Source organism: Kitasatospora sp. NBC_00315, assembly GCF_041435095.1.
GTDB lineage: Bacteria > Actinomycetota > Actinomycetes > Streptomycetales > Streptomycetaceae > Kitasatospora.
Map to the genome: position 1 here is coordinate 4,217,619 of NZ_CP108025.1, position 24,914 is coordinate 4,242,532.

The following is a 24,914-nucleotide window of genomic DNA, read 5'->3' on the forward strand; positions in this document are numbered from 1 at the left end:
CTATCAGCGGGGGAGCGCGGCGGGCCAGCCGTCAGCGCCGGGGCTCCCAGCGGAAGCGGCGGCGGGCGGCGGACACGGCGGCGGCGGTCCACAGGGCGCCCACCAGGAGGTGCGGCAGGGCCGCGCTCCAGCTGCCGGCGAAGTCCGTCGCGGCGGCCCGGCCGTCGGTGCCGAACCAGCCGAGGCGGATCAGCTCGAACGCCGGGGTGGTGGGCAGCAGCCGGCAGAGATCGGCGAGCCGGTCGGGCATCGCCGCGAGGGGGATGAGCAGGCCGGAGCCGACCTGGGTCAGCAGCAGCACCGGCAGGGTGGTGATCCCCGAGGTCTCGACGGTCCTGGTGAAGGCGCTGGAGAGCGCGGCGAGCGCGATCAGCAGCACGAGCGCGGAGGCCAGGCCGGCGAGCATCAGCACCGGGTTGACGGGAGCCGGCAGGTGCAGCAGGACCGCTCCGGCGCCCACCACCAGCGCCGTCATCAGCAGTGCGAGCGCGACCGAGGGGGCGGCGGTGCCGGCCAGGATCTCCAGATCCGTGGCCTCACCGGTGCGCAGCCGTTTGAGCACCAGTTCGTTGCGGCGGGCGACGTAGGCGCTGGTCAGGTTGTAGTAGAGGACGAACATCAGCACGAAGCCGATCACCCCCATGACCAGGGCGGCGTCCAGGTCGAGCCCGGGGACGCGTTCGGCGGCGGCCTGCAGCGCCCCGCGCAGCGCGCCGACCATCAGCAGCGGCAGGGCGAGGGCGATGAACACCGCCGAGCGGTTGCGCAGCAGCAGGGTGGTCTCGGTCCGGCCGAGGGCCAGCACGCGGCCGGCCGCGGTGGTGGTGACGGTGGCTCCGGCGGGGCGAGTGGGGCCGGCGGCGGCGGTCATCGGGCACTTCCGATCAGCTTGCGGAGCGGGCCGCGGCGGGCGGATCCGGTGGGGTCGGTGGCGCCCGGACCGGCGGGGTCGGCCGGCGAGGAGGGCTCCTCGTCCTCGCCCGCCTCGGCCGCGATGGCGAGGAAGGCCTCCTCCAGGGAGGCGCTGCGGGCGTCGAGGCCGCCGAGCGTGATCTCGTGGTGGGCGGCCCAGAGGAGCAGATCGGTCAGTGCGGCCTGGAGCCGGGTGGTCCGTACGGTGATCCGCCGGCCCTCGACGCGGACCTCGGAGTCGGCCGGCTGCGGCACCGTGAGCGTCGCCAACCCGCCCTCCCGTTCGGGGAGCTCGAAGGAGATCCGGGAGGGGCGGCCGGCGATCACCTCGGCGACGGTGCCGGTGGTGACGATCCGGCCGCGGTGCATGATCGCCAGCCGGTCGGCCAGTTCCTCGGCCTCCTCCAGGTAGTGCGTGGTCAGCAGCACCGTGGTGCCGGCGGCCCGCAGCTCGCGGACCAGCCGCCAGGTCGCCGCCCGGGCCTGCGGGTCCAGGCCGGTGCTCGGCTCGTCCAGGAAGAGCACCTCGGGGCGGCCGAGCAGGGCCACCGCGAGGTCCAGCCGGCGCCGCTCGCCGCCGGACAGCTGCTTGACCCGCACCCCGCGCCGGCCGGCCAGCCCCACCAGCTCCAGCGCCTCGTCCGCGGTCCGGCCGCCGGCACCGGGCCGCGCCCCGCTGGTCAGTGCGGCCCAGCCGTGGCCGGTCTCGGCGACGGTGAGATCGCCGGGGAAGCCGCCCTCCTGGAGCATGATCCCGATCCGGGGGCGGAGCGCGGCCCGCTCGCGGCCGGGGTCGTACCCGAGCACCCGGACCCGCCCGGCGGCCGGGACGGCCAGGCCCTCGATCAGCTCCATGGTGGAGGTCTTGCCGGCCCCGTTGGTGCCCAGCAGCGCGAACAGCTCGCCGCGGCGGACGGTGAGGTCGACACCCCGGACGGCGTCGAAGCCGGCGCCGCCGGCCGGGCCGTAGCGCCGGTGCAGGCCGGACACCTCGATCACGTGGTCCCCGGGCGTCCCGGGCGGGCTGGTTTCCATACTCCGAGCCTTCCGTGATCCGGGCCGCCCGGACAGTGCGGGCACTCACCGAAGACCGGTGCGGATCCACGGGCCGGCGATGACAAGTGTCATGGGTGGGCCCGGGGAGGGAGCGGACCGGAGCGAGGAGGGAGCCGGCGCGCGAAAGGGGGGAACGCCGAAGGGCTCCCTCGTCGAGGGAGCCCTTCGTGCATGGAGCGGACGACGAGATTCGAACTCGCGACCCTCACCTTGGCAAGGTGATGCTCTACCAACTGAGCCACGTCCGCATGCGCTGCTATTCGATTGTCACCACCGTGGTGCCGCGCACTCCGGTGATGCTTACTACGAGCGGACGACGAGATTCGAACTCGCGACCCTCACCTTGGCAAGGTGATGCTCTACCAACTGAGCCACGTCCGCACGGTGCCCTGTGAGGCGCCGATCGCCTTGGCCGGTGCTCCGGTTGCGGCGACGAGGAATACATTACCCCATCGGCCGGGGTGGTCGCCCCACCCTTTCGGGCGGGCGGGGCGACCGGGCTCCGGGGCTCTGGGTCAGTTGGCCTCGGCGAAGGACTCGTAGACGTGCTTGGGGATGCGGCCGCGGGCCGGCAGCTCCATGCCGCGGGACTGGGCCCAGGCGCGCACGGCGGCCGGGTCCGGGGTGAGGGCGGTCCGGCGGAAGGACTTTCCGGTGCGGCTCTGACGCCGGCCGGCGGCGACGAAGGGTGCGAGCGCCTCCCGCAGCTTTTCCGCGTTGTCCAGGGACAGGTCGATCTCGTACGACTTCCCGTCGACGCCGAAGTGGACGGTTTCCGCTGCCGCGCCGCCGTCCAGGTCGTCGGAGAGCGTGACGACTACACGCTGAGCCATGGGTGTCAATCCTCTCGGGCAATTCGGCCGCAGGGCACGGGGTGCGCTCCTGAGGCCCGATGTGCACCAGTCGCGCAAGCGCATACGGGCAGGCGGGATGCCATGCCGGATACGCAGCACTTGCCGCAGCAGGTGGCCCTATTCTGCACCCGAAGCGGCCCGAAATCGAAGAGTCCCGCTTTCTTTTCCGGATATTCACGCGATTCACGGAGGTTTGGATACCGGCGGCGGAGGATGGTCGATCTGTCCGGAGTGCCGTATTCGGGTGTTCTCCGGAACGCACTCGAATCCGGTGAAAAGGGACAGCGGCCGGGGGTCTCCGGGGTACCGGACACCCCTGTCGTAAGGGGTGGGAGTCTACGCGCGTCGCGGTGGCCGGGCCGCAATCCGGCCCCAAACCCCCGGTAGTCTGGAGTTCCCCCGCCTTCACGAAGACACCACCGGGAGTGCCAGTGGCACGCGTCGTAGTCGACGTCATGCTCAAGCCGGAGATCCTCGACCCCCAGGGACAGGCGGTGCAACGCGCACTGCCCCGTCTCGGTTTCGCCGGGATCGCCGACGTCCGCCAGGGCAAGCGTTTCGAGCTGGAGCTGGAGGGCCCGGTCGACGACGCCGCGCTCGCCCGCATCCGCGAAGCCGCCGAAACCTTTCTCGCCAACACCGTGATCGAGGACTTCACCGTTCGAGTGGAGGAGTCCTCGTGACCACCCGCGTCGGCGTCGTCACTTTCCCGGGCTCGCTCGACGACCGTGACGCCCAGCGCGCGGTCCGCCTGGCCGGCGCCGAGCCGGTCGCCCTCTGGCACCGTGACAAGGATCTCCACCAGGTCGACGCGGTCGTCCTGCCGGGCGGATTCAGTTACGGCGACTATCTGCGCTGCGGTGCCATCTCGCGCTTCTCGCCGGTGATGGACACCATCATCGAGCAGGCCAGGCTCGGAATGCCCGTCCTCGGTATCTGCAACGGGTTCCAGGTGCTCTGCGAATCGCACCTGCTGCCCGGTGCGCTCACCCGCAACGACTCGCTGCACTTCGTCTGCCGCGACCAGAAGCTGCGGATCGAGAACGTGAACACCTCCTGGACGGGCGATTACTCGGCCGGCCAGGAAATCGTGGTGCCGCTGAAGAACGGCGAGGGCCGCTTCGTCGCCGACGCGCACGTCCTCGACGCGCTCGAGGCCGAGGGCCGGGTCGTCGCCCGTTACCTGGACGTCAACCCGAACGGTTCGTACCGCGACATTGCCGGTATCACCAATGCCGCCGGAAACGTCGTCGGCCTGATGCCGCACCCGGAGCACGCCGTGGAGCCGCTCACCGGCCCGACCACCGAGGGCCTGGGCTTCTTCACCTCCGTACTGAAGCAGCTGGTGAACGCCTGATGACTCTCGACACCGTCAAGAACGCCGAGCAGACCCCGGACGCCGGCCAGCCCTGGGCCGAACTCGGCCTCAAGGAGGACGAGTACGCCCGGATCCGCGAGATCCTCGGCCGCCGCCCCACGGGCGCCGAGCTCGCGATGTACTCGGTCATGTGGTCGGAGCACTGCTCGTACAAGAGCTCCAAGGTGCACCTCAAGCAGTTCGGCGAGAAGGCGCCCGCCTCGGACGCCATGCTCGTCGGCATCGGCGAGAACGCCGGTGTGGTCGACGTCGGCCAGGGCTACGCGGTCACCTTCAAGATCGAGTCGCACAACCACCCGTCGTACATCGAGCCCTACCAGGGCGCGGCCACCGGCATCGGCGGCATCGTGCGCGACATCCTCGCGATGGGCGCCCGCCCGGTCGCCGTGATGGACCCGCTGCGCTTCGGCGCGGCCGGCCACCCCGACACCCGGCGCGTGCTGCCCGGGATCGTCGCGGGCATCGGCGGCTACGGCAACTGCCTGGGCCTGCCCAACATCGGCGGCGAGGTCGTCTTCGACCCCTGCTACCAGGGCAACCCGCTGGTCAACGCGCTCTGCATCGGCGTCATGAAGCACGAGGACATCCACCTCGCGCAGGCCTCCGGCGCCGGCAACAAGGTCATCCTGTACGGAGCCCGTACCGGCGGCGACGGCATCGGCGGTGTCTCCGTGCTCGCCTCGGAGACCTTCGACGCCACCGGCCCGGCCAAGCGCCCGGCCGTCCAGGTCGGCGACCCGTTCCAGGAGAAACTCCTCATCGAGTGCACCCTGGAGATCTTCGCCGAGAAGCTCGTCCTGGGCATCCAGGACCTCGGCGGCGCCGGCCTGTCCTGCGCCACCAGCGAGCTGGCCTCGGCCGGCTCCGGCGGCATGCGGGTCGAGCTCGACACCGTCCCGCTGCGCGACTCCTCGCTCTCCCCCGAGGAGATCCTGATGAGCGAGTCGCAGGAGCGCATGTGCGCGATCGTGGAGCCGGGCAAGGTCGAGCGCTTCCTGGAGATCTGCGAGAAGTGGGACGTCATCGCCACCGTCATCGGTGAGGTGACCGAGGGCGAGCGCCTGGAGATCTTCTGGCACGGCGAGCAGGTCGTCGACGTGCCGCCGCGCACCGTCGCCCACGACGGCCCGGTCTACCAGCGCCCCTTCGCCCGCCCGAGCTGGCAGGACGCGCTGCAGGCGGACGCCCCGACCGCCGAGCGCCTGCTGCGCCCGGCCACCGGCGAGGCCCTCAAGGAGGCCCTGCTGCAGGTTGCCGGTTCGCCGAACCAGGCCTCCAAGGCGTGGATCACCGACCAGTACGACCGGTACGTGATCGGCAACACCGTGCTGGCCACCCCCGAGGACTCCGGCATGGTCCGGATCGACGAGGAGACCAACCTCGGCGTCTCGGTCGCCACCGACGGCAACGGCCGCTACACCAAGCTCGACCCGTACACCGGCGCGCAGCTGGCCCTGGCCGAGTCCTACCGCAACGTCGCGGCCGGCGGAGCCAAGCCGCTCGCCGTCTCCGACTGCCTCAACTTCGGCTCCCCTGAGGACCCGGACGTTATGTGGCAGTTCGCTGAGGCGACCCGCGGCCTGGCCGACGCCTGCCAGATCCTCGGCACCCCGGTCACCGGCGGCAACGTCTCGCTCTACAACCAGACCGGCGACACCGCCATCCACCCGACCCCCGTGGTCGCGGTGCTCGGCGTGATCGACGACGTCACCCGCCGCACCCCGATCGGCTTCGCCGAGGAGGGCCAGCACCTCTACCTGCTCGGCGACACCGCCGACGAGCTGGGCGGCTCGGCCTGGTCCCAGGTCGTCCACGACCACCTCGGCGGCCTGCCGCCGAAGGTGGACCTGGAGCGCGAGCGGCTGCTCGCGGAGATCCTGATCGCCGCCTCCCGCGACGGCATGATCGACGCCGCGCACGACCTCTCCGACGGCGGCCTGGCCCAGGCCCTGGTGGAGAGCTGCCTCAAGGGCGGCAACGGCGCCCGGATCGTGGTGCCGGCCGAGCTGGATCCGTTCGTGTTCCTGTTCTCCGAGTCCGCCGGTCGCGCCGTCGTGTCGATCCCGCGCAGCGAGGAGCTCCGGTTCAACGACATGTGCGGTGCGCGTGGCCTGCCGGCCACCCGGATCGGCGTGGTGGACGGCGACGTCCTGGAGGTCCAGGGCCAGTTCACGGTCTCGCTGGCGGAGCTGAAGGACGCCCACACCGGCGTCATCGAGGCGCTGCTCGCCTGATCACCGGGCAGGCGACCCGAGGGGCGGTCCGCGCAGTCGCGCGGGCCGCCCCTCGGGCGTTCACGGACATTGCCGCTGCGCCGCCGGCCGCATCGGCGGTAGCCTGCCGCCATGCCGCCCAAGCCCCGCAGTTACGACCCCGTCAAGGTGCGCGCCGCGCTGGCCGCCGAGGTGGAGGCGCTCCGCGCCGCCGTCCACGCACTGTGCGAGCGCCCGGACGCCGAGAGACTTCTCGCTCGGCCGACCGCGCTCGGCGACTGGCGGATCCGGGAGTTGGTCGCGCACCTGGCCCGGCAGATCGGCTGGGTGCCCTGGCACATCGACGATCCGCTGACGGGTGCGGCCCCGCTCGGCCTGACGCAGTGGGTGGCGGGCGTGGGCACCCTGGCGGCGGATCTGGACGCCGGCACCCGCGCGTACGCGGCGGACGCCTTCGACGGCCCGCCCGTCGAGGTCGCGGCGGAGTTCGACCGCGCGGCGCAGGCGCTGTTCGCCCTGCTGAGCGGGCCGGAGGTGACCGATCCGGCCCGGCGGTTCGAGATCGGACTCGGCTCGATGCTGCTCTCCGACATGCTGGTCACCCGGCTGGTGGAGACGGTCGTGCACGCGGACGACCTGGTGGCGGCGGTGCGGTCCGACGGCTCGGTGGCGGACCCGGTGGCGGACGGCTTCCGCCACGACCGGCAGGCCCTGGCGGCGGTGGTGCGACTGCTGGCCGACTCGCTGGCGGCCCAGGCGCCGGGCGGGGCCGTGGAGTTGAGGGTGCCGCCGTACGCGGTCGTGCAGGCCGTGGAGGGGCCTCGTCACACCCGGGGCACCCCGCCGAACGTCGTCGAGACCGACCCGCTGACCTGGATCCGGCTCGCCACCGGCCGGCTCGCCTGGGCGGCCGCCGTGGACGGCGCCGAGGTGAGCGCCAGTGGGGAGCGCAGCGACCTGAGCGCCCACCTGCCGGTCCTGCGCTGAACCGGCTGCCCGGTTCGGCCGAGTCGGCTCCCGCCGAACGGTCCTGGGCGCCGGGGTGGCGCGCCGGTGAACGCGCGGAGCCGCTGCCCGGTCGGCGGGCGAGGGTCCGGTCGGAGGCGGCGGCGGGGGCGCGCCCATCCACCGGGAGTGCTGCGTGGCCACCGGCCGGGTCTCCGGCGGCCGGCGGTGGCTAAGACCGACCGGCAATTGGGGGGCGGCGTCGCGGCGCCCGGGCTGTCGCCTGGACTGCGTTGTCGTCAGTCGCCGCAGCTGCTCTCCCCCAGCCTTCGGCCGGGGGGACCCCCATCCTCCGCCTTGCCAGACTCGGCCCGAACACCGCTCCTTCACCCACCCCCCAATTGCCGGTCGGTCTAAGGTGATCACGCCGGGCGAGGGGGCGGGTGCGATCCGACGTCATGCCTCGGCGGGACAGCGGTCGATGACGACACGGACCGACGACGGCACGGACTGAAGGACAGGGGCAGGTCATGACGGAGGAAGGGCAGCGGATCCCGCCCCTTCGCGCGGGCCGCCGGCCCGCGGGGCTGGCACTTCTCGGCTGGCTGGCGGACGAGCGGGCCCCCCGGCTGTGCCGGGTGTCCGGCGGACCGGGCAGCGGCAAGAGCCACCTGCTGGGCTGGCTGGAGGCCGCCTGCGCGGGCGAGCGGGCGCCGGCCGGCCGACGGTTGCGGGTGGTCCTGCCGGCCGCGGGCCACTCGCCGCGCTCCGCCCTCTGGTCGATCGCGGCCCAACTCGGCCTGGTGGCAGGCACGGTGTCGGAGCTGCTGGCCGTGCTGGCCGGGGATCCCAGGCCGGTCGTGCTCTGCGTGCCCGGGCTGAACCGGGCCGCCGACCCGGCCCGGCTGGTCGAGCGGCTCCTTCAGCCGCTGCTGGAGCTGCCGCAGGTCCGGATGGTGGTGGAGGCGCCCACCGGCAGCCCGGAGGCGACGGCCTTCGCGGCCGGGCCGGGCCCGGCCGCCGATCAGGCGGTGCTGGAGCTGGACGATCCGCGGTGGACCGACCGGGAGCGGTTCGGGCGCTGGTGCCTGGCGGTCGGGGGCGATGACGAGACCTATCCCAACCCCGGTGCCGCACTGGGACGTTCGGCGGAGGCCGAGCCGCCGGGGCTGGCGGAGCTGGCGGCCCGGATCCCGGCCGGCCCCGGCGGTGGGCCCGATCTGCTGGGCGCGGGCGAGGAGGTGCTCTCGGAGTTCTGGACGGCCGCGGCCAGGGAGGGCGCGGCCGGCCGGCTCCAGGCGGACCCGCTGCTGCTGGTGCTGGCGGGCCCGGTCGCGGTCACGGCCGCGCTGGAGGGCGAGGACGGGACGGTCGCGCGGGCCTGGCAGGAGGCCGGCCCCGCGCTGATCGCGCTGGCCGATCCGGCCGAGCGGGCGGCCGCCCTGCGGATCCGGCTGCTGGGCGTCGACCCCGCCGCCGCCGACCGGCTCGCCACCCTGCCGGCCGGTTGGGCCGGCGCGTGGGCGCTCTGGCAGTCGGCCGGGGAGGCCTGGCCCGGCCCGGTGGCGGCGCTGGTCACCGGGCACGGCCCGTACGCCGGGCAGCTCCTGGTGGCCGATCCCTCGGGCATCGTGCGCAGCCTGGAGACGGCCGTCGGCCGCCCCTACGGCCTGCTGCCGGTGCGCGGCCAGTTGCGACTGCGCGCCATGGCGGCCCTCCCGGGCGGGGGCGTGGTCCTGTTGGACGCCTTCGGCGGCACCGTGCTGATCCCGCCGCCGGCCCAGGCCGCGCCCCCGGCGGCCCGGTCCGTCGCGGACCGCTACTCGGCCGATCCGCAGGCGCTGGAGGCGGTGCTCGCCGCGCTGCGCGGTGCGGCCGGAGCGGAGCTGAGCACGCTGGCCGCGGTGCCGACGCTGCCGGGCGCGGCGCCCGCGGTGGGCGACGAGAGCGGCGCGGTGCACTGGGCGGCGCAGGACGGCACGGTGCTCACCGAGCGGCTGCACACCGGCCCGGTCACCGCGCTCGCCGCGGCCGCGCTCGGTGGCGAGGGTGCGGCCGGTGCCGGTCATCCGGCGTTGGTCAGCGGGGGCGCCGACGGCGCCGTACGGCTCTGGGGGCCCGGCTCGGAGCCGCTGGCGGAGCCGGCCTACCGGCGGGAGTGCCCGGTCACGGCGGTGGCGGTGGGCCCCGGCCCGGCCGGTCCGGTGGTGGCCGCCGCCTGGACGGACGGGCTGGTGCGGGTGCGGTACCTGGCCGATCCGGACGCGCTCTGGGAGCTGCGGCTCGGCGCACCGGTCGAGGCGCTCGCCCTGGCGGGGGATTCGCTGCTGCTGCTCGGGATGTCCGACGGCCTCGCCGCGGTGCGGTTCGGCCGCGGGCCGGTGCGGCCGTGAGCTCTCGCCCGGCCGGCTAGGGCACCGCCGGGCCGCCGAGGTACCCGCCCGTGGGGCTGTAGGGCCAGGCGTTGGCCACGCAGCCCTTGAGGCCGTAGATCTGCTGCATCATGGCGGGCGCGGGCTTGCCCCGGCCGGGGCAGGTCTCGTGCCCGTGGCCGATCCGGTGCCCGACCTCGTGGTTGACGATCAGTGCCCGGTACTCGTCGATCGGACCGTCGAACTGGGGTGATCCGGTGTTCCAGCGCTTGAGGTTGACGACGACCTGGGGGCCCACGTCGCAGTTGACCTCGCCGTGGGTGTCCAGCCCGCCGGCGCCGCAGATCGAGTCGACGGTGTCGGGCGTGGCGATCTTCACGGTGAAGTCGTAGGCGCCGGAGGAGACCAGCTGGAAGCCGTTGTGCCGGTCGCTGGTCCATCCGCGCGGGTCGGCCAGGATGGCCTGGATCTGGGCGGCCGCGGCGGCCGGGTCCACCCCGCTGCCGTCCTCCACCTCGACCCGGTAGCGACGGATGGTGCCCCTGCCGACCGGTTCGGCGGCGCCGGGCGCGACGGTGAAGGTGCCGGGTCCGTGGGTCGGATCGGCGGTCGGGGCGGCGGTGGGCGTCCCCCCGGGGCTCGGGGTGGCGGTCGGGGCGGTGGCCGGACGGCCGGGCGCGGTGGCGCTCGGTGCCGGGGAGTGACCCGCGGTGGCCCGGCCCGTGGCGGCCTGGCCAGTGGCGGCCTGGTCGGCCGTGGCCGCCGCGTCCTGGTCGGAGAGCCGCTGGGCGGCCGGTGCCGGTGCGGACGGTCCCGCGGGCCGGTCGAGCGCCCACACCGCGGCGCCGAGGACGGTGACCGAGGCGGCCAGTGCGAGGACCAGGGCTGCTCCCCTCCGTCGCGCCGCGCTCCGGTGGCCTGGACGCGAGCTGCGACGGCGGCCTCGTCGGGCGGAACTCTCGGTGGGGCGGGCTGCTCGCACGTCGTACGCTTCCTGGTCGGACCGGCAGGGTCGACGAGCATACGAACAACTGTGCGCGCCCCCGTCGCGCTCTCACCTTGGCACGCGGACCGTGTCCGTGTCCACGCACGCGGTGGGCGACGACGGCCCCCGCCGCCCGGCCTGACGACGGCCGGAGAGCGGGGGCGCGGGTGCCACGGGCGGGCCGGTCGGACGGGCCGCCCGGGTGGTGCGGGAGGGGCCGGTCCTCAGCCCAGGGTGTCGGCGGCGGTCGGCGAGCTGTCGCGCAGGAACTGCGCGCAGCGTTCCGCCTCCTGCTTCTCGTCGATCGCGGCGGCCGCCCGGCCGAGCGCGTGCAGGGCGCGCAGGAAGCCGCGGTTCGGCTCGTGGTCCCACGGCACCGGCCCGTGGCCCTTCCAGCCGGCCCGTCGCAGCGAGTCCAGGCCGCGGTGGTAACCGGTGCGGGCGTAGGCGTACGACTCGACGACCCGGCCGGCGACGAAGGCGTCGTCGGCGAGCTGGGCCCAGGCCAGCGAGGAGGTCGGGTACTTCGCCGCGACCTCGGCGGGGGAGGCGCCGCCGGCCAGCAGTTCCAGCGGGGCGGGCTCGACGGGCAGGTGGGTCGGGGGCGGACCCCCGAGGAGGTTCTGGCCTCCGAGAGGGTTCTCGTGTGCGCTCATGCCCCCAGTGAACCACCAGGAGCGGGCGCTCCGGTGACGCCGGCCGGTCCGCCGGGAGCGGTGGCGGGCCGGGCGCCGGTCCGCCGGGCCCGGACGACGGTGGCCCCGGGCCCGGAACACGTGTCCGGGCCGGGGCCACCGGGTGGTGCGGTCGGCCGTCCTCCGGCCGGGCGCCTACTTCAGGCGGGTGCCGGCCGAGCGCAGGCTCTGGGCGGCCTCGGCGACGCGGGCGGCCATGCCGGCCTCACCGAGCTTGCCCCAGGTGCGCGGGTCGTAGGTGTTCTTCTTGCCGACCTCGCCGTCGACCTTCAGCACACCGTCGTAGTTGCGGAACATGTGGTCCGCGATCGGGCGGGTGAAGGCGTACTGGGTGTCGGTGTCGAGGTTCATCTTCACGACGCCGTTCTCCAGCGCGGTGGCGATCTCCTCGGGGGTGGAGCCCGAGCCGCCGTGGAAGACGAAGTCGAACGGGTCCTGCTTGCCGTACTGACCGCCGATGGCGGCCTGGAGCTCGGCGAGCAGCTCCGGCTTCAGGACGACGTTGCCCGGCTTGTACACGCCGTGCACGTTGCCGAAGGAGGCGGCCAGCAGGTAGCGGCCCTTCTCGCCCAGGCCGAGCGCCTCGGCGGTGCGGACGGCGTCGTTGACGGTGGTGTACAGCTCGTCGTTGATCTCGTGCGTGACACCGTCCTCCTCGCCGCCGGTCGGGGTGATCTCGACCTCAAGGATGATCTTGGCGGCGGCGGCCTGGGCCAGCAGCTCCTGCGCGATGGCGAGGTTGTCGGCCAGGGTCTCGGCGGAGCCGTCCCACATGTGCGACTGGAACAGCGGGTTCAGACCCTTGGCGACGCGCTCGGCGGAGATCGCGAGCAGCGGGCGGACGTAGCCGTCCAGCTTGTCCTTGGGGCAGTGGTCGGTGTGCAGCGCGACGGTGATGTCGTACTTCGCCGCCACGATGTGGGCGAACTCGGCGAGCGCCACGGCGCCCGTCACCATGTCCTTGTTGTGCTGGCCACCCAGGAACTCCGCACCACCGGTGGAGATCTGGATGATGCCGTCGCTCTCCGCCTCGGCGAAGCCGCGCAGGGCCGCGTGAAGGGTCTGCGTCGAGGTGACGTTGATGGCCGGGTAGGCGAACTTGCCCGCCTTGGCCCGGTCCAGCATCTCGTTGTAGACCTCGGGAGTTGCGATGGGCATGCGAATCCGCTCCTGTCGGGTTGCGGCGTACGGACGGGGATGTCCGACGCTGTGTACGCCTTCGGTACGACCTGAGGTACCGGGGGGCCGACGCGGCTCTGCGACTCGGCTTTCGGGTACCGGGCTTCGGGGGCGCCCCCGCCGGTCGCAAAGAGGGTGATCGCGACCACGGACCGGACGCCTGTGCCATCTTCCCAGACTCGTGCCGCTGGTCCATCAATGGCCCGCCAGTCGGGACGGGCAGCCCCGGTATGCGACCACGGCATGACTCCCGACAGGCCATCGGGGCGAGTTAAGGCGGGACCGCTATCCTGCGGCCGTGGACTACAACCAGCTCGCCGTCAACCTGCTCGACGCCAAATCGCTGATCTCCTCACTCGGCGCCATCGGGCTGATGGCGATCATCTTCGCGGAGACCGGCCTGCTGGTCGGCTTCTTCTTCCCGGGTGACTCCCTGTTGATCCTCGCCGGGGTGGCCGCCTCCGGCGCGGCCTCCTCGGTGCTCGGGGAGGGGGCCCGGCTGCCGATCGTCGCGCTGCTGATCGGCACCCCGATCGCGGCGGTCGCCGGTGCGCAGCTCGGGCACCTGATCGGCGCCAAGGTGGGGCCCCGGCTCTTCGACAAGCCGGAGTCGAAGATCTTCCGCCGGGAGTACGTGGTCAAGGCCGAGGAGTACTTCGCGAAGTTCGGTCCGGGCAAGGCCGTCGTGCTGGCCCGCTTCATGCCGATCGTCCGGACCTTCCTCAACCCGGTCGCGGGCACCCTGGAGATGCCGGCCCGGACGTTCTTCGTCTGGAACCTCGTCGGCGGCGTGCTGTGGACCGAGTCGATGCTGCTCATCGGCTACTTCTTCGGTGACGCGCTGGCGCCGGTCATCGACAAGTACCTGATCCCGGCGATGCTGCTGATCATCCTGATCTCGGTCTCGCCGATCCTCGTCGAGGTGCTGCGCGAGCGGAAGAAGAAGCGGGCCGGTGGAGGCGCCGTCACCGCCCCGCAGGACGCCGAGGCGGCCCAGGCGGGCGGCCGGCACCGCCGGGGCTGACCACCCGGGCCCCCGGACACCAGGACGCCCCGCACTGTTTCACGTGAAACAGTGCGGGGCGTCCTGGTGTCCGGGGAGGTGCACCCGTGCACCCGTGCACCCGTGCACCCGTGCACCCGTGCACCCGTGGACGGGGCGCGGGCGCGCCCGGTGCGGAGCCGCTCAGCCGAGGTCGAGATCGTCCAGCGTGTACGCGGTGTAGTACGGCAGGCCGGTCGCCCGGACCGCCTGCTCGCCGCCGCGCTCCACGATCACCGCGACGCCGACCACCTCGGCACCGGCCTCCCGGAGCGCCTCGACGGCCGTCAGCACCGAGCCGCCGGTGGTGGAGGTGTCCTCGACGGCCAGCACCCGGCGGCCCTTCACGTCCGGGCCCTCGATCCGGCGCTGGAGGCCGTGCGCCTTGCCCGCCTTGCGGACCACGAAGGCGTCCAGCTCACGGCCGCGCGCGGCGGCGGCGTGCAGCATCGAGGCGGCCACCGGGTCGGCGCCCAGGGTCAGGCCGCCCACCGCGTCGTACTCCAGGTCGGCGGTGAGGTCCAGCATGACCGTGCCGACCAGCGGGGCGGCCTGGCCGTCCAGCGTGATGCGGCGCAGGTCCACGTAGTAGTCCGCCTCCAGCCCGGAGGAGAGGGTGACCTTGCCGTGCACGACGGCCTTGTCCTTGATCTGTGCCAGCAGGGCGTCGCGGTCGTTGCTCAGGTCGGTGCTCATGAGCAGCCAGTCTAGAGCCCGTCGCAGCGGCGGTCCGCCCGCCGGCCCGGCCGGGGCGCGTCGCACCACCCGGCGGTGGCCGGGGCCCGGCGGCGACTCAGCGCCGGCGCAGGACGCGGACCAGCACCACCGCGCCGCCCAGCAGCGCCACGCCGCCGCCGATCACCCAGGGCACCGTCGGCCGGCCGCCCGCGACCGCGCCGAGCGGCGACACGCCGCTCTCCCCGCCCCAGCGGGACGCGGCCCGCGCCCGGGCGCTGCGGGCGGGCAGCGCCGGGGCGTACCGGCCGCGCGGCGGTGCGTGGTCGACCTCCTCGGCCGAGCGGCCGACGATGCTGCGCCGCACCGGGCCGGAGAGCACGGGTTCGTCGTCGTAGTCGTGGGGGAGTTCGCCCGAGGCGCCCGCCGGCACGCCGGTCTCCTCCTCGGAGCCGTTTCCGGTGGGGAGGCCGAAGCGTTCGGCGTCGGCGTCGGAGAAGGCGATCAGATCGGAGAGGTCGTCGTCCAGGGAGTCGTCGCCGAAGGCCTCCTCGAAGCCCTCACCGAGCGGGCCGGCCTCCTCACCGGTCGGCGCGCGGTCCTCCAGGAACAGCACCGTGGCCTCCGGCCCGTCGGCGCCCTCCTCGTCCGGGCCGTCCTCGTCCTCCTCGCCCGGATCGGCGCCCTCGGAGGCCAGCGCCGCGGCGAAGCGGTCCAGCAGGCGGCGTCCGGCGGCGGCCAGCACCTCGGCGTCGAACTCGGTCAGCCGCCCGGTCGCGGTGAGGTCGGCGGTGAAGCGCACGGTCGCGTGCTCCTCGCCGGGCGTGGTGGAGCCCTCGGTGACGGCGATCCGGACGGTGGCGGTCGCCTCGCCGCTGCCCCGGGCCTCCTGGCCCTCGGCGAACGCGGTGAGCACGCCCTCGCGGCCCTCGATCAGTGAGAGCACCCCCCGGTACGTGATCGTCGAGGTGCCGATCCGCAGCCTGAGACGCCCGCTGATCTCCTCGGCCTGCCCGCTGCCGGCCGCGGCCGGCTCGGTGCTCAGGCCGGGGACGCAGCGCGCCAGCAGCGCCGGATCCTGCAGGGCCTGCCGGACCGTCGCGGCCGGCATCGGGACGACAACCTCATGCTCCATGCTGCGAGCCTACCGACCGGCCCGGGCTGTCGGCGGTGTTCGGGCGGCCTGCCGCCGTACCGGCTGCTCCCGTCGGCCGAGCGGCCGGCCGCGCCGGCTGGCCGCACGACTGCCGTCCGGCCGCCGCGCACCGCAGGGCCGGCGCGCCCGGCCGCCCGCTCAGCGGGGGCCGAGCAGGGTCAGCGCGTCCGGCAGCCGGGCGGGCCGGTCGGCCGCCAGCCGGTCGGCGGAGCCCAGCAGGCCGGCCGCGGTCAGTGAGCGGGGGAGCGGGGCGTCGTCGGCGAGGCCGAGCCGGGGGCGCCCGGCGGCAGCCAGCACGAAGGTCTGCGGGCCGGCCGGGCCGCAGGCCGTGGCGGGCCCCGCCGGGATGGCGTACGGGAGGGTCTGCAGGGCCGCCGCGCGGATGCCCGCCTCCACCGGCCACAGTCCGCTCTCCCCGGCGCCGGTACGGACCGCCAGCCGCCCGTCCGGGGCGAGCGTCCGGGCGGCCAGGCCGAAGAACTCCTCGGACCTGAACTTGGCGGTCCGCCCGTTCGGCGGCGCGGGCAGCCCGGACAGGACGACGTCGTACGGCCCGCCGCCCGCCGGGCCCTTCGCCTGGCCCCGCAGCCACTCCAGGGGATCGGCCTGGGTGACGGTGACCCTGGGGTCGTCGAGCGAGTGACCGGCCAGGGCGGAGAGCGCGGGATCGGTGCGGGCGAGGCCGGTCAGGGCCGGGTCCAGCTCGACCAGCCGCACGCTGCGCACCCCGGTGTGCCGCAGCACCTCGCGCAGCGCCAGCCCGTCGCCGCCGCCCAGCAGCAGCACCCGGGCGTCGGGGCCGGCCGCCATGGCGGGGTGGACCAGCGCCTCGTTGCCCCGGTACTCGTCCGCGCCGCAGACGCTCGCACGGCCGTCCAGGAAGAGCCGCAGCGGCTGCGCCCCCGCGCCCTGCGCTCCGGCCGTCCGCCCGTCCGGGCCGGTCAGCACGATCTCCTGGTAGCGGCTCTGCGCGGCGAAGCGGATCTGTGCGCCGTACAGCGCGTGCCGGGCGGCCCGTTCGATCGCCCCGGAGAACGCGGCGGCGCCGGCCAGGGTGAGCAGCACCAGGCCGCAGCCGGTCCACAGCAGGGTGCGCACGCGCGGCGCCGGCTCGTCGCGGAACAGCCAGAGCACCACGGCCGCGCCCGCGACGGCGTTCACCGCGCCGGTCACCAGCGCGCCGGTGGCCTGGCCGAAGACGGGCAGGATGAGGAACGGGAAGGCGAGCCCGCCGACCAGCGCGCCCACGTAGTCGGCGGCGAAGAGATCCGCGACGGCGCGGCCGGCGGCCTCCCGGCGGATCCGCTGGATCAGCGTCATCAGCAGCGGGATCTCGGCGCCGATCAGCACGCCGATCACCCCGGTCAGCGCGATGATCGCGGCCCGGTAGCCGCCGAGCCAGGCCCAGCAGGCGTAGAGGGTCAGCACCGACAGGCCGCCGACCAGTGCGAGTGCGCACTCGACCAGGGCGAAGGCGGTCGCCGGGCGGCGGGTGAAGTGCTTGGCGAGCAGCGACCCGATGCCCATCGCGAACACCATGACCGAGAGCACGACCGAGGTCTGGGTGACCGAGTCGCCGATCAGGTAGTTGCCGAGCGCGACGAGCTCCAGCTCGTAGACCAGTCCGCAGGCCGCACAGACGAACGCGGCCAGCAGGACGGCCGGCCGGGCGACCCCGGGTCGGGCCCGTGGCCGCGAGCGTGGCCGTGGCCGCCCGCGGGCGGCCAGCGCGGTCAGGCGCCGCCCGGGCCGCGGGGCTCGCCCGACGGCATCCGCGGCGGCGTAGGGGTCGCGGTCGAGAACCGGCTGAGCGGGCGGACCCGCCGGATGGTTGATCACGAACGAAACGCTAGGGGACGGCCGCGCCGGATAGCTGCGTCCATTCGGTGGACAGGGCGATGTGCCGGGTTGACGGATCGTTCCTGCGTGCGAATCACGGCTGCCCCGGGTCATCCCTTGCGGACCACCAGCGAGGAGCGGGTGCAGACCAGGCGCCCCTCCTGCGGGTAGGCGTGCCAGGTGCGCCAGAGCAGGCGGTCCGCGTCGCCCTGGGTCATCAGGGCGGTGAAGGCGCTCGGATCGCCGGGGAAGACCCCGGCCAGGCCGCGCGGGTGGCCCTCCACCAGTGCCAGCAGCTCCTGGGCCCGGGCCGCGAAGTCGTGCGGCGGCATCGCCTCGATCCTGGCCGCGAACTCGTACTCCCAGCCCGCGACCTGCTTGGCCACCCGGGCCGGCAGCGGGGTGCGCCGGCCCGGCAGGCAGGCGACGGTCTCCAGGCACTCGCCGGGACCTGCCGCGATCAGCACCTGGTGGGAGGCGCCGAGCAGGCGTAGCTGCAGCGTTCCGGCCGGACCTGGCCGACCCGCGCCGCCCAGTCTCAGGTCGCGGACGGCGAGCGCGGGCAGCGGTTCGCCACCCAGGCACCAGGCCAGGTCACCGGCTCGGGTGTCGGTGTAGGAGGTCTGCAGTGTGGTGAGCATGCTCGGCTCCGCGTTTCAGCTCCGTGCGCGCCCGCCGTGCAGCGTCCGACGAGAGCCGTTGACGAGGCTGTTCGAGGCTGTGCGGACCAGGGCGCGGCCGACCGTGGAAGGAAGGATTCCGGCTGGAGATTCAGCAGCAGAGAAGCATGAATGAGCCGGGTCCGTCGGTGATTTACCCAACTTTGTCAAGCATTCACCGTTTCGGGCACGGGCGCTTCCCGAGTCCGATCACTCCGGTGCGTGACTCTGTTCGGCGTGCGCCCTTTTTGCCGGGGCGCACGCCCTTCTCACGGCGCATGCGCCCCCGGAATGCGCCGGACATATGACCATACTCACTGACGGATCTCCCTCGCGCCGACCGGGGCCCGCCGCAGGGTCGGCGGCGGCCCGGGGGCCGGGCCGCCCGGCCGCCCGGCGTGAGGAACCCGGCCGCGCCCCGGGGTGGGTTCCGGTCGGCGCGGTCGGCGGCGCGGGCCGCCGTCAGAGCCGCCGGAGGCGGGTGACGGCTTCCCGCAGGACGGAGTCCTGCTTGCAGAAGGTGAAGCGGACGAAGGGCCGGCCGGCGTCGGCGTCGTCGTAGAAGACGACGTTGGGGATGGCGACGACGCCGCAGCGTTCGGGTAGGGAACGGCAGAACTCCAGGCCGTCCTTCTCGCCCAGAGGGGTGATGTCGGCGGTGATGAAGTAGGTGCCCTCGGGGCGGAAGACCCCGAAGCCGGCCGCGCCCAGTCCCTCGGCGAGCAGGTGGCGCTTGCGGAGCAGGGCGCTGCGCAGGCCGGCGAAGTACTCGTCCGGCAGGCGCAGGGCCTCGGTCCGTCTGCTCGTCGTCCGATCTTCGGGCGTCCGGCCGGCGCTGCCCTCACGGTCGGCTGCGCAGATCAGCCGACCAGCACGCGCATCGTGTCGTCATTGACGAAGATCCGGCCGTACTTCCCCTCCGAGAACTGGCGCAGCAGGCCGAGGCTGACGAGCTTGTTCACCGCATTGCTCGCAGCCGGGTAGCTGACGCCGTGGCGCTCGGCCGCCCAGGTGATCGTGAGCATGGGGAAGCCGATCAGGTCATCGACGATTCGTTGTGTGACGCCCTTGGAGCCTGCACGGTGCAGTGTGTCGAGCATCTTCTTCTTCAGGCTGACGAGCGTCCCGATACGCTCGACGGCCTCCTGGGCCTGTGCGGTCACCGCATCGCAGAAGAACCGGACCCATGGCTCGAAGTCGCCAGTGGCACTCACCTCGAACAGATGGTCCTGGTATTCGCGGCGTCGTGCCTCAAGCCACGGGGACAGAGCGATGACGTGCAGTGCCAGCTCTTTGGCGGACATCAGCTGGAGCATCGCCACCAGCCGGCCCAGGCGGCCGTTCCCGTCGTTGAACGGGTGCAGGGTCTCGAACTGGTAGTGGCCGATCGCCATACGCACCAGCAGGGGCATGTCCTCGCTGGCCTTGTTGATCCAGCCCTCCCATTCGAGCAGGCCGTCTCGTAGGTAGTGGCCGTGTGGGCAGGGAACGAAACGGGCCTTCTCGACATCGGCACTCTTGAGGCCGATGAAGACATCCGTATCGCGAACACGGCCCGATTGAACGGTGTCGCTGGAGGTTCCGCGTACGAGGATGCCCTGCAGGTGCTCCAGTAGGGCGACCGTGATCGGTCGGTCCTTGATCCACTCGGTCGCCGTCTCTGCGGCGGTGACGTAGTTCTGGACCTCGGCCACCTCGGGGCTGATGTTGGAGGCGTCCTCGAAGTCGGCCTTGAGGACGTCCTCCATCGCTGCGTAGGTACCTTCGATCGCCGAGGTGCTGAGAGCTTCCCGCCGGATCGCAAGCCGGGCCAGCAGATCCGGATTCGGGAGCTGGGTGACTGCCTGGTCGGCGCGGGCGACCATGCTCGTGGCCCGCGTGACGGCCGTGTAGGTCCGTGCGCCCAGCATGACCTCTTCCGGTGGCGGTGCGGGCAGGAAGCCGTGGGTGCTGTACGCACGCTGGTTGCGCGGGTCGAATCCGCTGATCGGGATGAGCGAGCCGACGGGTGACATCGCGAGGCGAGAGATGTCCATGAAATTAAACTATATCGGCAAAAACTTGAAAAGCTTGCCCGGGTTTTCAAGTTGCCTTGAGTGCGCCAGGAGCGCCTCCGAACCCCGAACCCTTGTCCGAGAGGCTGGCCTGATCCTGTCAGGCATGTAGGACGCCTTGAAACCAGGGCTGCAAACTAAAGTCCAGGGGAAGGTCGCGTGGCTCAGGTTCCCAGCCGCCGGAGGCGGGTGACGGCTTCCTGCAGGACGGAGTCCTGCTTGCAGAAGGTGAAGCGGACGAAGGGCCGGCCGGCGTCGGCGTCGTCGTAGAAGACGACGTTGGGGATGGCGACGACGCCGCAGCGTTCGGGCAGGGACCGGCAGAACTCCAGGCCGTCCTTCTCGCCCAGAGGGGTGATGTCGGCGGTGATGAAGTAGGTGCCCTCGGGGCGGAAGACCCCGAAGCCGGCCGCGCCCAGTCCCTCGGCGAGCAGGTCGCGCTTGCGGAGCAGGTCGCTGCGCAGGCCGGCGAAGTACTCGTCCGGCAGGCGCAGGGCCTCGGCCACCGCGTACTGGAAGGGGCCGGCGCTGACGTACGTGAGGTACTGCTTGGCGGTGCGGACGGCGGCGACCAGCGGCGCCGAGGCCGTCACCCAGCCGACCTTCCAGCCGGTGAAGGAGAAGGTCTTGCCGGCCGAGGAGATCGAGACGGTCCGCTCGCGCATGCCGGGCAGGGCGGCGATCGGGTGGTGGCCGCCGCTGAAGACCAGGTGCTCGTAGACCTCGTCGGTGACGACCAGCAGGTCGTGCTCCACCGCGAGCGCGGCGACGGCGGCGAGTTCGTCGGCGGTGAGGACGATGCCGGTGGGGTTGTGCGGGGTGTTGATCAGCAGCAGCCGGGTGCGCGGGGTGATCAGGGTCCGGAGTTCGTCGAGGTCCGGGCGGAAGGACGGCGCCCGCAGGGTGAGCGGCACCCTCACCGCGCCCGCCATGGCGATGCAGGCGGCGTACGAGTCGTAGAACGGCTCGAGGGCGATGACCTCGTCGCCGGGCTCCAGCAGGGCGAGCAGGGCGGCGGCGATGGCCTCGGTGGCGCCGGCGGTGACCAGGACCTCGGTGTCGGGGTCGTAGGAGAGGCCGTGGAACCGCTGCTGGTGCTCGGCGATCGCGGTGCGGAGCTCGGGGACGCCGGGGCCGGGCGGGTACTGGTTGCCCTTCCCGGTCAGCACGGCGTCCGCGGCGGCCCGGGCGATCTCGCGGGGCCCGTCGGTGTCCGGGAAGCCCTGCCCGAGGTTGATCGAGCCGGTGGCGGTGGCCAGCGCCGACATCTCCGCGAAGATCGTCGTGCCCAGGCCCGCCAGCCTGCGGTTGAGCAGCGGCCGCGCGTCCATGCCAGGTCCTCACTCTCGGTGGTCGGCCCATCTTCCGGCGCGGGAGGGAGCGGGCACAAGCCCGCCCGGACGCCGGTACGGCCCGCTCCCCGTGGTGGGAGCGGGCCGTACCGGTGGCGTGGCGGGGTGGCTCAACCCTCGTCGGAGGCGTCGCCCTCGCCCTCGTCCTCGCTCTTCTCGTTCTCGATGTCCTTCTGGAGGCCGAGGCGCTCGACGATCCACTGCTCGAAGCCGACGGCGGCCTGCGTCCAGTTGGCGGTCGTGGTCACGAAGTACTCCAGGTTCACGCCGGTGCCGACGATCATCTGGGACTCGCCGATCAGGCGGACCACGCCGTCCTCGTGGGTGTGGGTGTAGACCTTCGGCCAGAGGGTCTCCCGGTTCCACTCGTCGATCAGGTCGAGGATCTCGCCCTTGTCCTCCAGCGGGTACGACCGGTCGTAGAAGGCGCGGACGGCGAAGAGCTCCTTCTGCTCGCCGCGGAACATGTAGTAGACCCGGAAGCCGTCCCACGGCGCGGTGAGGTCACCCTCCTCGTCGACCACGTGCTTGAGCTGCATCTGGTCGAGCAGCTGGGCGACCAGGGCCTGGTCGGGCACCACCACGGGCGGCGGGCCCTCGGGCCGGCCCTGGCCGGGCTGGCCGCCCTGCGGGCCCTGCGGGACGCCGAACGACGGGATGGACGAGGGGTCGATGCTCATGGGAGGTCCTCTTCTCAGTGCACACGGGTGGTCGGCAATGAGAGGCCGCCCTTTCCATGTCCCATCCTGCCTCATCGGGGCCGTCGGACACAGAGCTGCCGGGTGAGTACCACGGCCCTGGCAGGGGCGGACACGATCTTCGGCGGCCCCCGGTGCGACGGGCGGCGCCGGGCGGGCGGGCCGCCCCGGGGGAGCGGCCCGCCCGCCGGTGCGGGCGGCTACTTCTCCAGCGGCCCGCGGGCCCGGACGGTCAGCCCGTCGGCGTTCTCGCCGCGTTCGACCAGGACGGTGTCCCCGTCGTGCACCTGGCCGGAGAGGATCGCCCTCGCCAGCTGGTCGCCGATCGCGGACTGCACCAGACGGCGCAGCGGCCGGGCGCCGTACGCGGGGTCGTAGCCGGTCAGGGACAGCCAGTCCCGGGCGGCGGCGGAGACCTCCAGGGTGAGCCGGCGGTCGCGCAGCCGCTCGCCCAGCCTGGCCACCTGGAGGTCGACGATCCTGCTGAGCTCGGCGGTGCCCAGCGGCTCGAAGACCACGATGTCGTCCAGCCGGTTGAGGAACTCGGGCTTGAAGGTCGCCCGGACGGTGTCCAGGACGAGGTCCTTCTTGCGGTCCTCCGGCGTGGTCGGGTCCACCAGGTACTGCGAGCCGAGGTTGGAGGTCAGGATCAGGATGGCGTTGCGGAAGTCCACCGTCCGGCCCTGGCCGTCGGTGAGCCGCCCGTCGTCCAGCACCTGGAGCAGCACGTCGAAGACCTCCGGATGGGCCTTCTCGACCTCGTCCAGCAGGACGACGCTGTACGGGCGGCGGCGGACCGCCTCGGTGAGCTGGCCGCCCTCCTCGTACCCGACGTAGCCGGGCGGGGCGCCGACCAGGCGCGAGACGGAGTGCTTCTCGCCGTACTCGCTCATGTCGATCCGGACCATCGCCCGCTCGTCGTCGAAGAGGAAGTCGGCCAGGGCCTTGGCGAGTTCGGTCTTGCCGACGCCGGTGGGGCCGAGGAAGAGGAAGGAGCCGGTCGGGCGGTCCGGGTCGGCGACGCCCGAGCGGGTGCGGCGCACCGCGTCCGAGACGGCCTGGACGGCCTCGCGCTGGCCGATCAGCCGGCGGCCGAGCTCGTCCTCCATCCGCAGCAGTTTGGCGCTCTCGCCCTCCAGCAGGCGGCCGGCGGGGATGCCCGTCCAGGAGGAGACCACGTCGGCGACGTCGTCCGGGCCGACCTCCTCCTTGACCATCGACGGGCTCGCGGACCCGGAGGAGTCGGCCGGAGCCGCGGCGCGCTCCTGGGCCTCGGAGAGCTCCTGCTCGGCGGCCGGGATCTCGGCGTACATCAGCTTCGACGCACGCTCGAAGTCGCCGTCACGCTGGGCGCGTTCGAGCAGGCCGCGGAGGTCGTCCAGGCGCTCCTTGAGCGCGCCGACCCGGTTGAGGCTCTTCTTCTCCTGCTCCCAGCGCGCGGTGAGCACGCTCAACTGCTCGTTCCGGTCGGCCAGATCGCGGCGCAGCCGGGCCAGGCGGTCGACCGACGCCGGGTCGGACTCCTTCTCCAGGGCCAGCTCCTCCATCCGCAACCGGTCGACCGAGCGCTGGAGTTCGTCGATCTCCACCGGGGAGGAGTCGATCTCCATCCGGAGCCGGGAGGCGGCCTCGTCGACCAGGTCGATCGCCTTGTCGGGCAGGAAACGGGAGGTGATGTAGCGGTTGGACAGGGTGGCGGCGGCGACCAGTGCGGCGTCCGAGATCTGCACCTTGTGGTGCGCCTCGTACCGGCTCTTCAGGCCGCGCAGGATCGCGATCGAGTCCTCCACCGAGGGCTCGCCGACGATGACCTGCTGGAAGCGGCGCTCCAGCGCCGGGTCCTTCTCGATCCGTTCGCGGTACTCGTCGAGCGTGGTGGCGCCGACCATCCGCAGCTCGCCGCGGGCCAGCATCGGCTTGAGCATGTTGCCGGCGTCCATCGCCGAATCCCCGCCGGCGCCCGCGCCGACCATGGTGTGCAGCTCGTCGATGAAGGTGATGACCTGGCCGTCGCTCTGCTTGATGTCGCTCAGGACGGCCTTCAGCCGCTCCTCGAACTCGCCGCGGTACTTCGCCCCGGCGACCATCGCGCTGAGATCCAGCGAGACCAGCCGCTTGCCGCGCAGCGACTCGGGCACGTCGCCCGCGACGATGCGCTGGGCCAGGCCCTCGACCACGGCGGTCTTGCCGACGCCGGGCTCGCCGATCAGCACCGGGTTGTTCTTGGTGCGCCGGGAGAGCACCTGCACGACCCGGCGGATCTCCTGGTCGCGGCCGATCACCGGGTCGAGCTTGCCGTCCCGGGCGGCCTGGGTGAGGTCGGCGCCGTACTTCTCCAGTGCCTTGTAGGTGCCCTCGGGATCCTGCGAGGTGACCTTGCCGCTGCCCCGGACGTCCTTGAACGCGGCCAGCAGCGCCTTGGGGGTCGCGCCGTGGCGGCCGAGCAGCTCGGCGACCGCGCCGCCCTCGGCGGCCAGGCCGACCAGCAGGTGCTCGGTGGAGAGGTACTGGTCGTCCAGGTCGTCGGCGCGCTTGCCGGCCTCGGTCAGTACGGCCAGGGTGTCGCGGGCGAGCTGGGGGGCGGCCACGGTCGAGCCGCTCGCGCTGGGCAGCGCGGTCAGCTGGCGGCGCGCCTCGGCGGTGACCTGGCCGGCGTCGGCGCCGACCGCTTCGAGCAGCGGCCCGGCGATGCCCTCGGGCTGTTCCAGCAGGGCGAGCAGGATGTGCACCGGCTTGACGTCCGGGTTTCCCGCTGCGCCCGCCTGCCGGATCGCGGCGGACAGGGCGTCCTGCGTCTTGGTGGTGAACTTGCTGGCGTCCACTGCTGGGTCGTCCTCCTCGTGGTCGGCG

The 24,914-nt window shown here is 73.2% G+C and carries 20 protein-coding genes, 2 tRNA genes and 1 pseudogene; 6 read left to right on the forward strand and 17 right to left on the reverse strand.

Features of this window, described 5'->3' with window-relative positions; all coding sequences use genetic code 11:
• Positions 1–31: 31 nt before the first annotated feature.
• The 5 genes from OG823_RS17165 to OG823_RS17185 form a co-directional block, all read right to left on the reverse strand.
• The gene (locus OG823_RS17165; RefSeq protein WP_371480450.1) at positions 32–871 is read right to left on the reverse strand and encodes an ABC transporter permease; all 840 of its coding nucleotides are present in this window, start codon (positions 869–871) and stop codon (positions 32–34) included.
• On the reverse strand, positions 868–1,947 hold the full coding sequence (locus tag OG823_RS17170) for an ABC transporter ATP-binding protein (protein WP_371480451.1): 1,080 nt from the start codon (positions 1,945–1,947) through the stop codon (positions 868–870). Before OG823_RS17170 ends, OG823_RS17165 begins: the two co-directional genes overlap by 4 nt.
• 193 nt (positions 1,948–2,140) lie before the next feature.
• Positions 2,141–2,216, reverse strand: a tRNA-Gly gene (locus OG823_RS17175).
• 60 nt (positions 2,217–2,276) lie between these two features.
• Positions 2,277–2,349 (reverse strand) — tRNA-Gly (locus OG823_RS17180).
• Positions 2,350–2,483: 134 nt separating this feature from the next.
• Positions 2,484–2,801 carry an Lsr2 family protein gene (locus OG823_RS17185; RefSeq protein ID WP_073929152.1) on the reverse strand — a complete coding sequence of 106 codons (318 nt, stop codon included), beginning with the start codon at positions 2,799–2,801 and terminating at the stop codon, positions 2,484–2,486.
• A 452-nt stretch (positions 2,802–3,253) separates the two neighbouring features.
• Between OG823_RS17185 and purS the strand changes: the two genes are divergently transcribed.
• From purS to OG823_RS17210, 5 genes are all read left to right on the forward strand, one after another.
• Complete coding sequence (gene purS / locus OG823_RS17190; protein ID WP_073929151.1) at positions 3,254–3,505, forward strand: phosphoribosylformylglycinamidine synthase subunit PurS; 252 nt, start codon at positions 3,254–3,256, stop codon at positions 3,503–3,505.
• A complete protein-coding gene (purQ, locus tag OG823_RS17195; RefSeq protein WP_371480452.1) occupies positions 3,502–4,179 on the forward strand; it encodes a phosphoribosylformylglycinamidine synthase subunit PurQ in 678 nt (225 codons plus the stop codon). The genes purS and purQ overlap by 4 nt, the downstream gene beginning before the upstream one ends.
• Entirely contained in the window at positions 4,179–6,434 is a 2,256-nt protein-coding gene (gene purL / locus OG823_RS17200; RefSeq protein WP_371480453.1) for a phosphoribosylformylglycinamidine synthase subunit PurL, read from the forward strand. Before purQ ends, purL begins: the two co-directional genes overlap by 1 nt.
• Before the next feature lie 111 nt (positions 6,435–6,545).
• Positions 6,546–7,400: a sterol carrier family protein gene (locus OG823_RS17205; protein WP_371480455.1), complete on the forward strand. Its 855-nt coding sequence runs from the start codon at positions 6,546–6,548 to the stop codon at positions 7,398–7,400.
• A 488-nt stretch (positions 7,401–7,888) separates the two neighbouring features.
• Complete coding sequence (locus OG823_RS17210; protein WP_371480456.1) at positions 7,889–9,751, forward strand: hypothetical protein; 1,863 nt, start codon at positions 7,889–7,891, stop codon at positions 9,749–9,751.
• A 16-nt stretch (positions 9,752–9,767) separates the two neighbouring features.
• Here OG823_RS17210 and OG823_RS17215 read toward each other — a convergent pair whose 3' ends face one another.
• The 3 genes from OG823_RS17215 to fbaA all read right to left on the reverse strand — a co-directional run bounded on the left by OG823_RS17215 (position 9,768) and on the right by fbaA (position 12,568).
• Positions 9,768–10,712 (reverse strand): DUF3152 domain-containing protein, encoded by a 945-nt coding sequence (locus tag OG823_RS17215; protein WP_371480457.1) that lies wholly within the window; start codon positions 10,710–10,712, stop codon positions 9,768–9,770.
• A 227-nt stretch (positions 10,713–10,939) separates the two neighbouring features.
• A complete protein-coding gene (locus tag OG823_RS17220; protein WP_371480458.1) occupies positions 10,940–11,371 on the reverse strand; it encodes a DUF3151 domain-containing protein in 432 nt (143 codons plus the stop codon).
• Between the two features lie 174 nt (positions 11,372–11,545).
• Entirely contained in the window at positions 11,546–12,568 is a 1,023-nt protein-coding gene (gene fbaA, locus OG823_RS17225) for a class II fructose-bisphosphate aldolase (RefSeq protein ID WP_371480459.1), read from the reverse strand.
• Positions 12,569–12,887: 319 nt separating this feature from the next.
• Between fbaA and OG823_RS17230 the strand changes: the two genes are divergently transcribed.
• Positions 12,888–13,613 (forward strand): DedA family protein, encoded by a 726-nt coding sequence (locus OG823_RS17230; protein WP_371480460.1) that lies wholly within the window; start codon positions 12,888–12,890, stop codon positions 13,611–13,613.
• Positions 13,614–13,775: 162 nt separating this feature from the next.
• On the opposite strand, the gene pyrE is transcribed toward OG823_RS17230, so the two are convergent.
• The 9 genes and pseudogenes from pyrE to clpB all read right to left on the reverse strand — a co-directional run bounded on the left by pyrE (position 13,776) and on the right by clpB (position 24,886).
• The gene (gene pyrE / locus OG823_RS17235) at positions 13,776–14,327 is read right to left on the reverse strand and encodes an orotate phosphoribosyltransferase (RefSeq protein ID WP_371480461.1); all 552 of its coding nucleotides are present in this window, start codon (positions 14,325–14,327) and stop codon (positions 13,776–13,778) included.
• Positions 14,328–14,424: 97 nt separating this feature from the next.
• Positions 14,425–15,441 (reverse strand): SRPBCC domain-containing protein, encoded by a 1,017-nt coding sequence (locus tag OG823_RS17240; RefSeq protein ID WP_371480462.1) that lies wholly within the window; start codon positions 15,439–15,441, stop codon positions 14,425–14,427.
• A gap of 159 nt (positions 15,442–15,600) precedes the next feature.
• On the reverse strand, positions 15,601–17,301 hold the full coding sequence (locus OG823_RS17245; RefSeq protein ID WP_371480463.1) for a polyamine aminopropyltransferase: 1,701 nt from the start codon (positions 17,299–17,301) through the stop codon (positions 15,601–15,603).
• A 110-nt stretch (positions 17,302–17,411) separates the two neighbouring features.
• On the reverse strand, positions 17,412–17,942 hold the full coding sequence (locus OG823_RS17250; RefSeq protein WP_371480464.1) for a DUF2617 family protein: 531 nt from the start codon (positions 17,940–17,942) through the stop codon (positions 17,412–17,414).
• 480 nt (positions 17,943–18,422) lie between these two features.
• A pseudogene (locus OG823_RS17255) lies at positions 18,423–18,752 on the reverse strand (aminotransferase class I/II-fold pyridoxal phosphate-dependent enzyme); the annotation flags it as partial.
• Positions 18,753–18,820: 68 nt separating this feature from the next.
• The gene (locus OG823_RS17260; RefSeq protein WP_371480465.1) at positions 18,821–19,996 is read right to left on the reverse strand and encodes a Fic family protein; all 1,176 of its coding nucleotides are present in this window, start codon (positions 19,994–19,996) and stop codon (positions 18,821–18,823) included.
• 182 nt (positions 19,997–20,178) lie between these two features.
• Positions 20,179–21,345 (reverse strand): pyridoxal phosphate-dependent aminotransferase, encoded by a 1,167-nt coding sequence (locus tag OG823_RS17265; protein ID WP_371480466.1) that lies wholly within the window; start codon positions 21,343–21,345, stop codon positions 20,179–20,181.
• 131 nt (positions 21,346–21,476) lie between these two features.
• Positions 21,477–22,046, reverse strand: a complete 570-nt coding sequence (locus OG823_RS17270) for a YbjN domain-containing protein (protein WP_371480467.1) — start codon at positions 22,044–22,046, stop codon at positions 21,477–21,479.
• A 218-nt stretch (positions 22,047–22,264) separates the two neighbouring features.
• Positions 22,265–24,886: an ATP-dependent chaperone ClpB gene (clpB, locus tag OG823_RS17275; RefSeq protein WP_371480468.1), complete on the reverse strand. Its 2,622-nt coding sequence runs from the start codon at positions 24,884–24,886 to the stop codon at positions 22,265–22,267.
• Positions 24,887–24,914 lie beyond the last annotated feature (28 nt).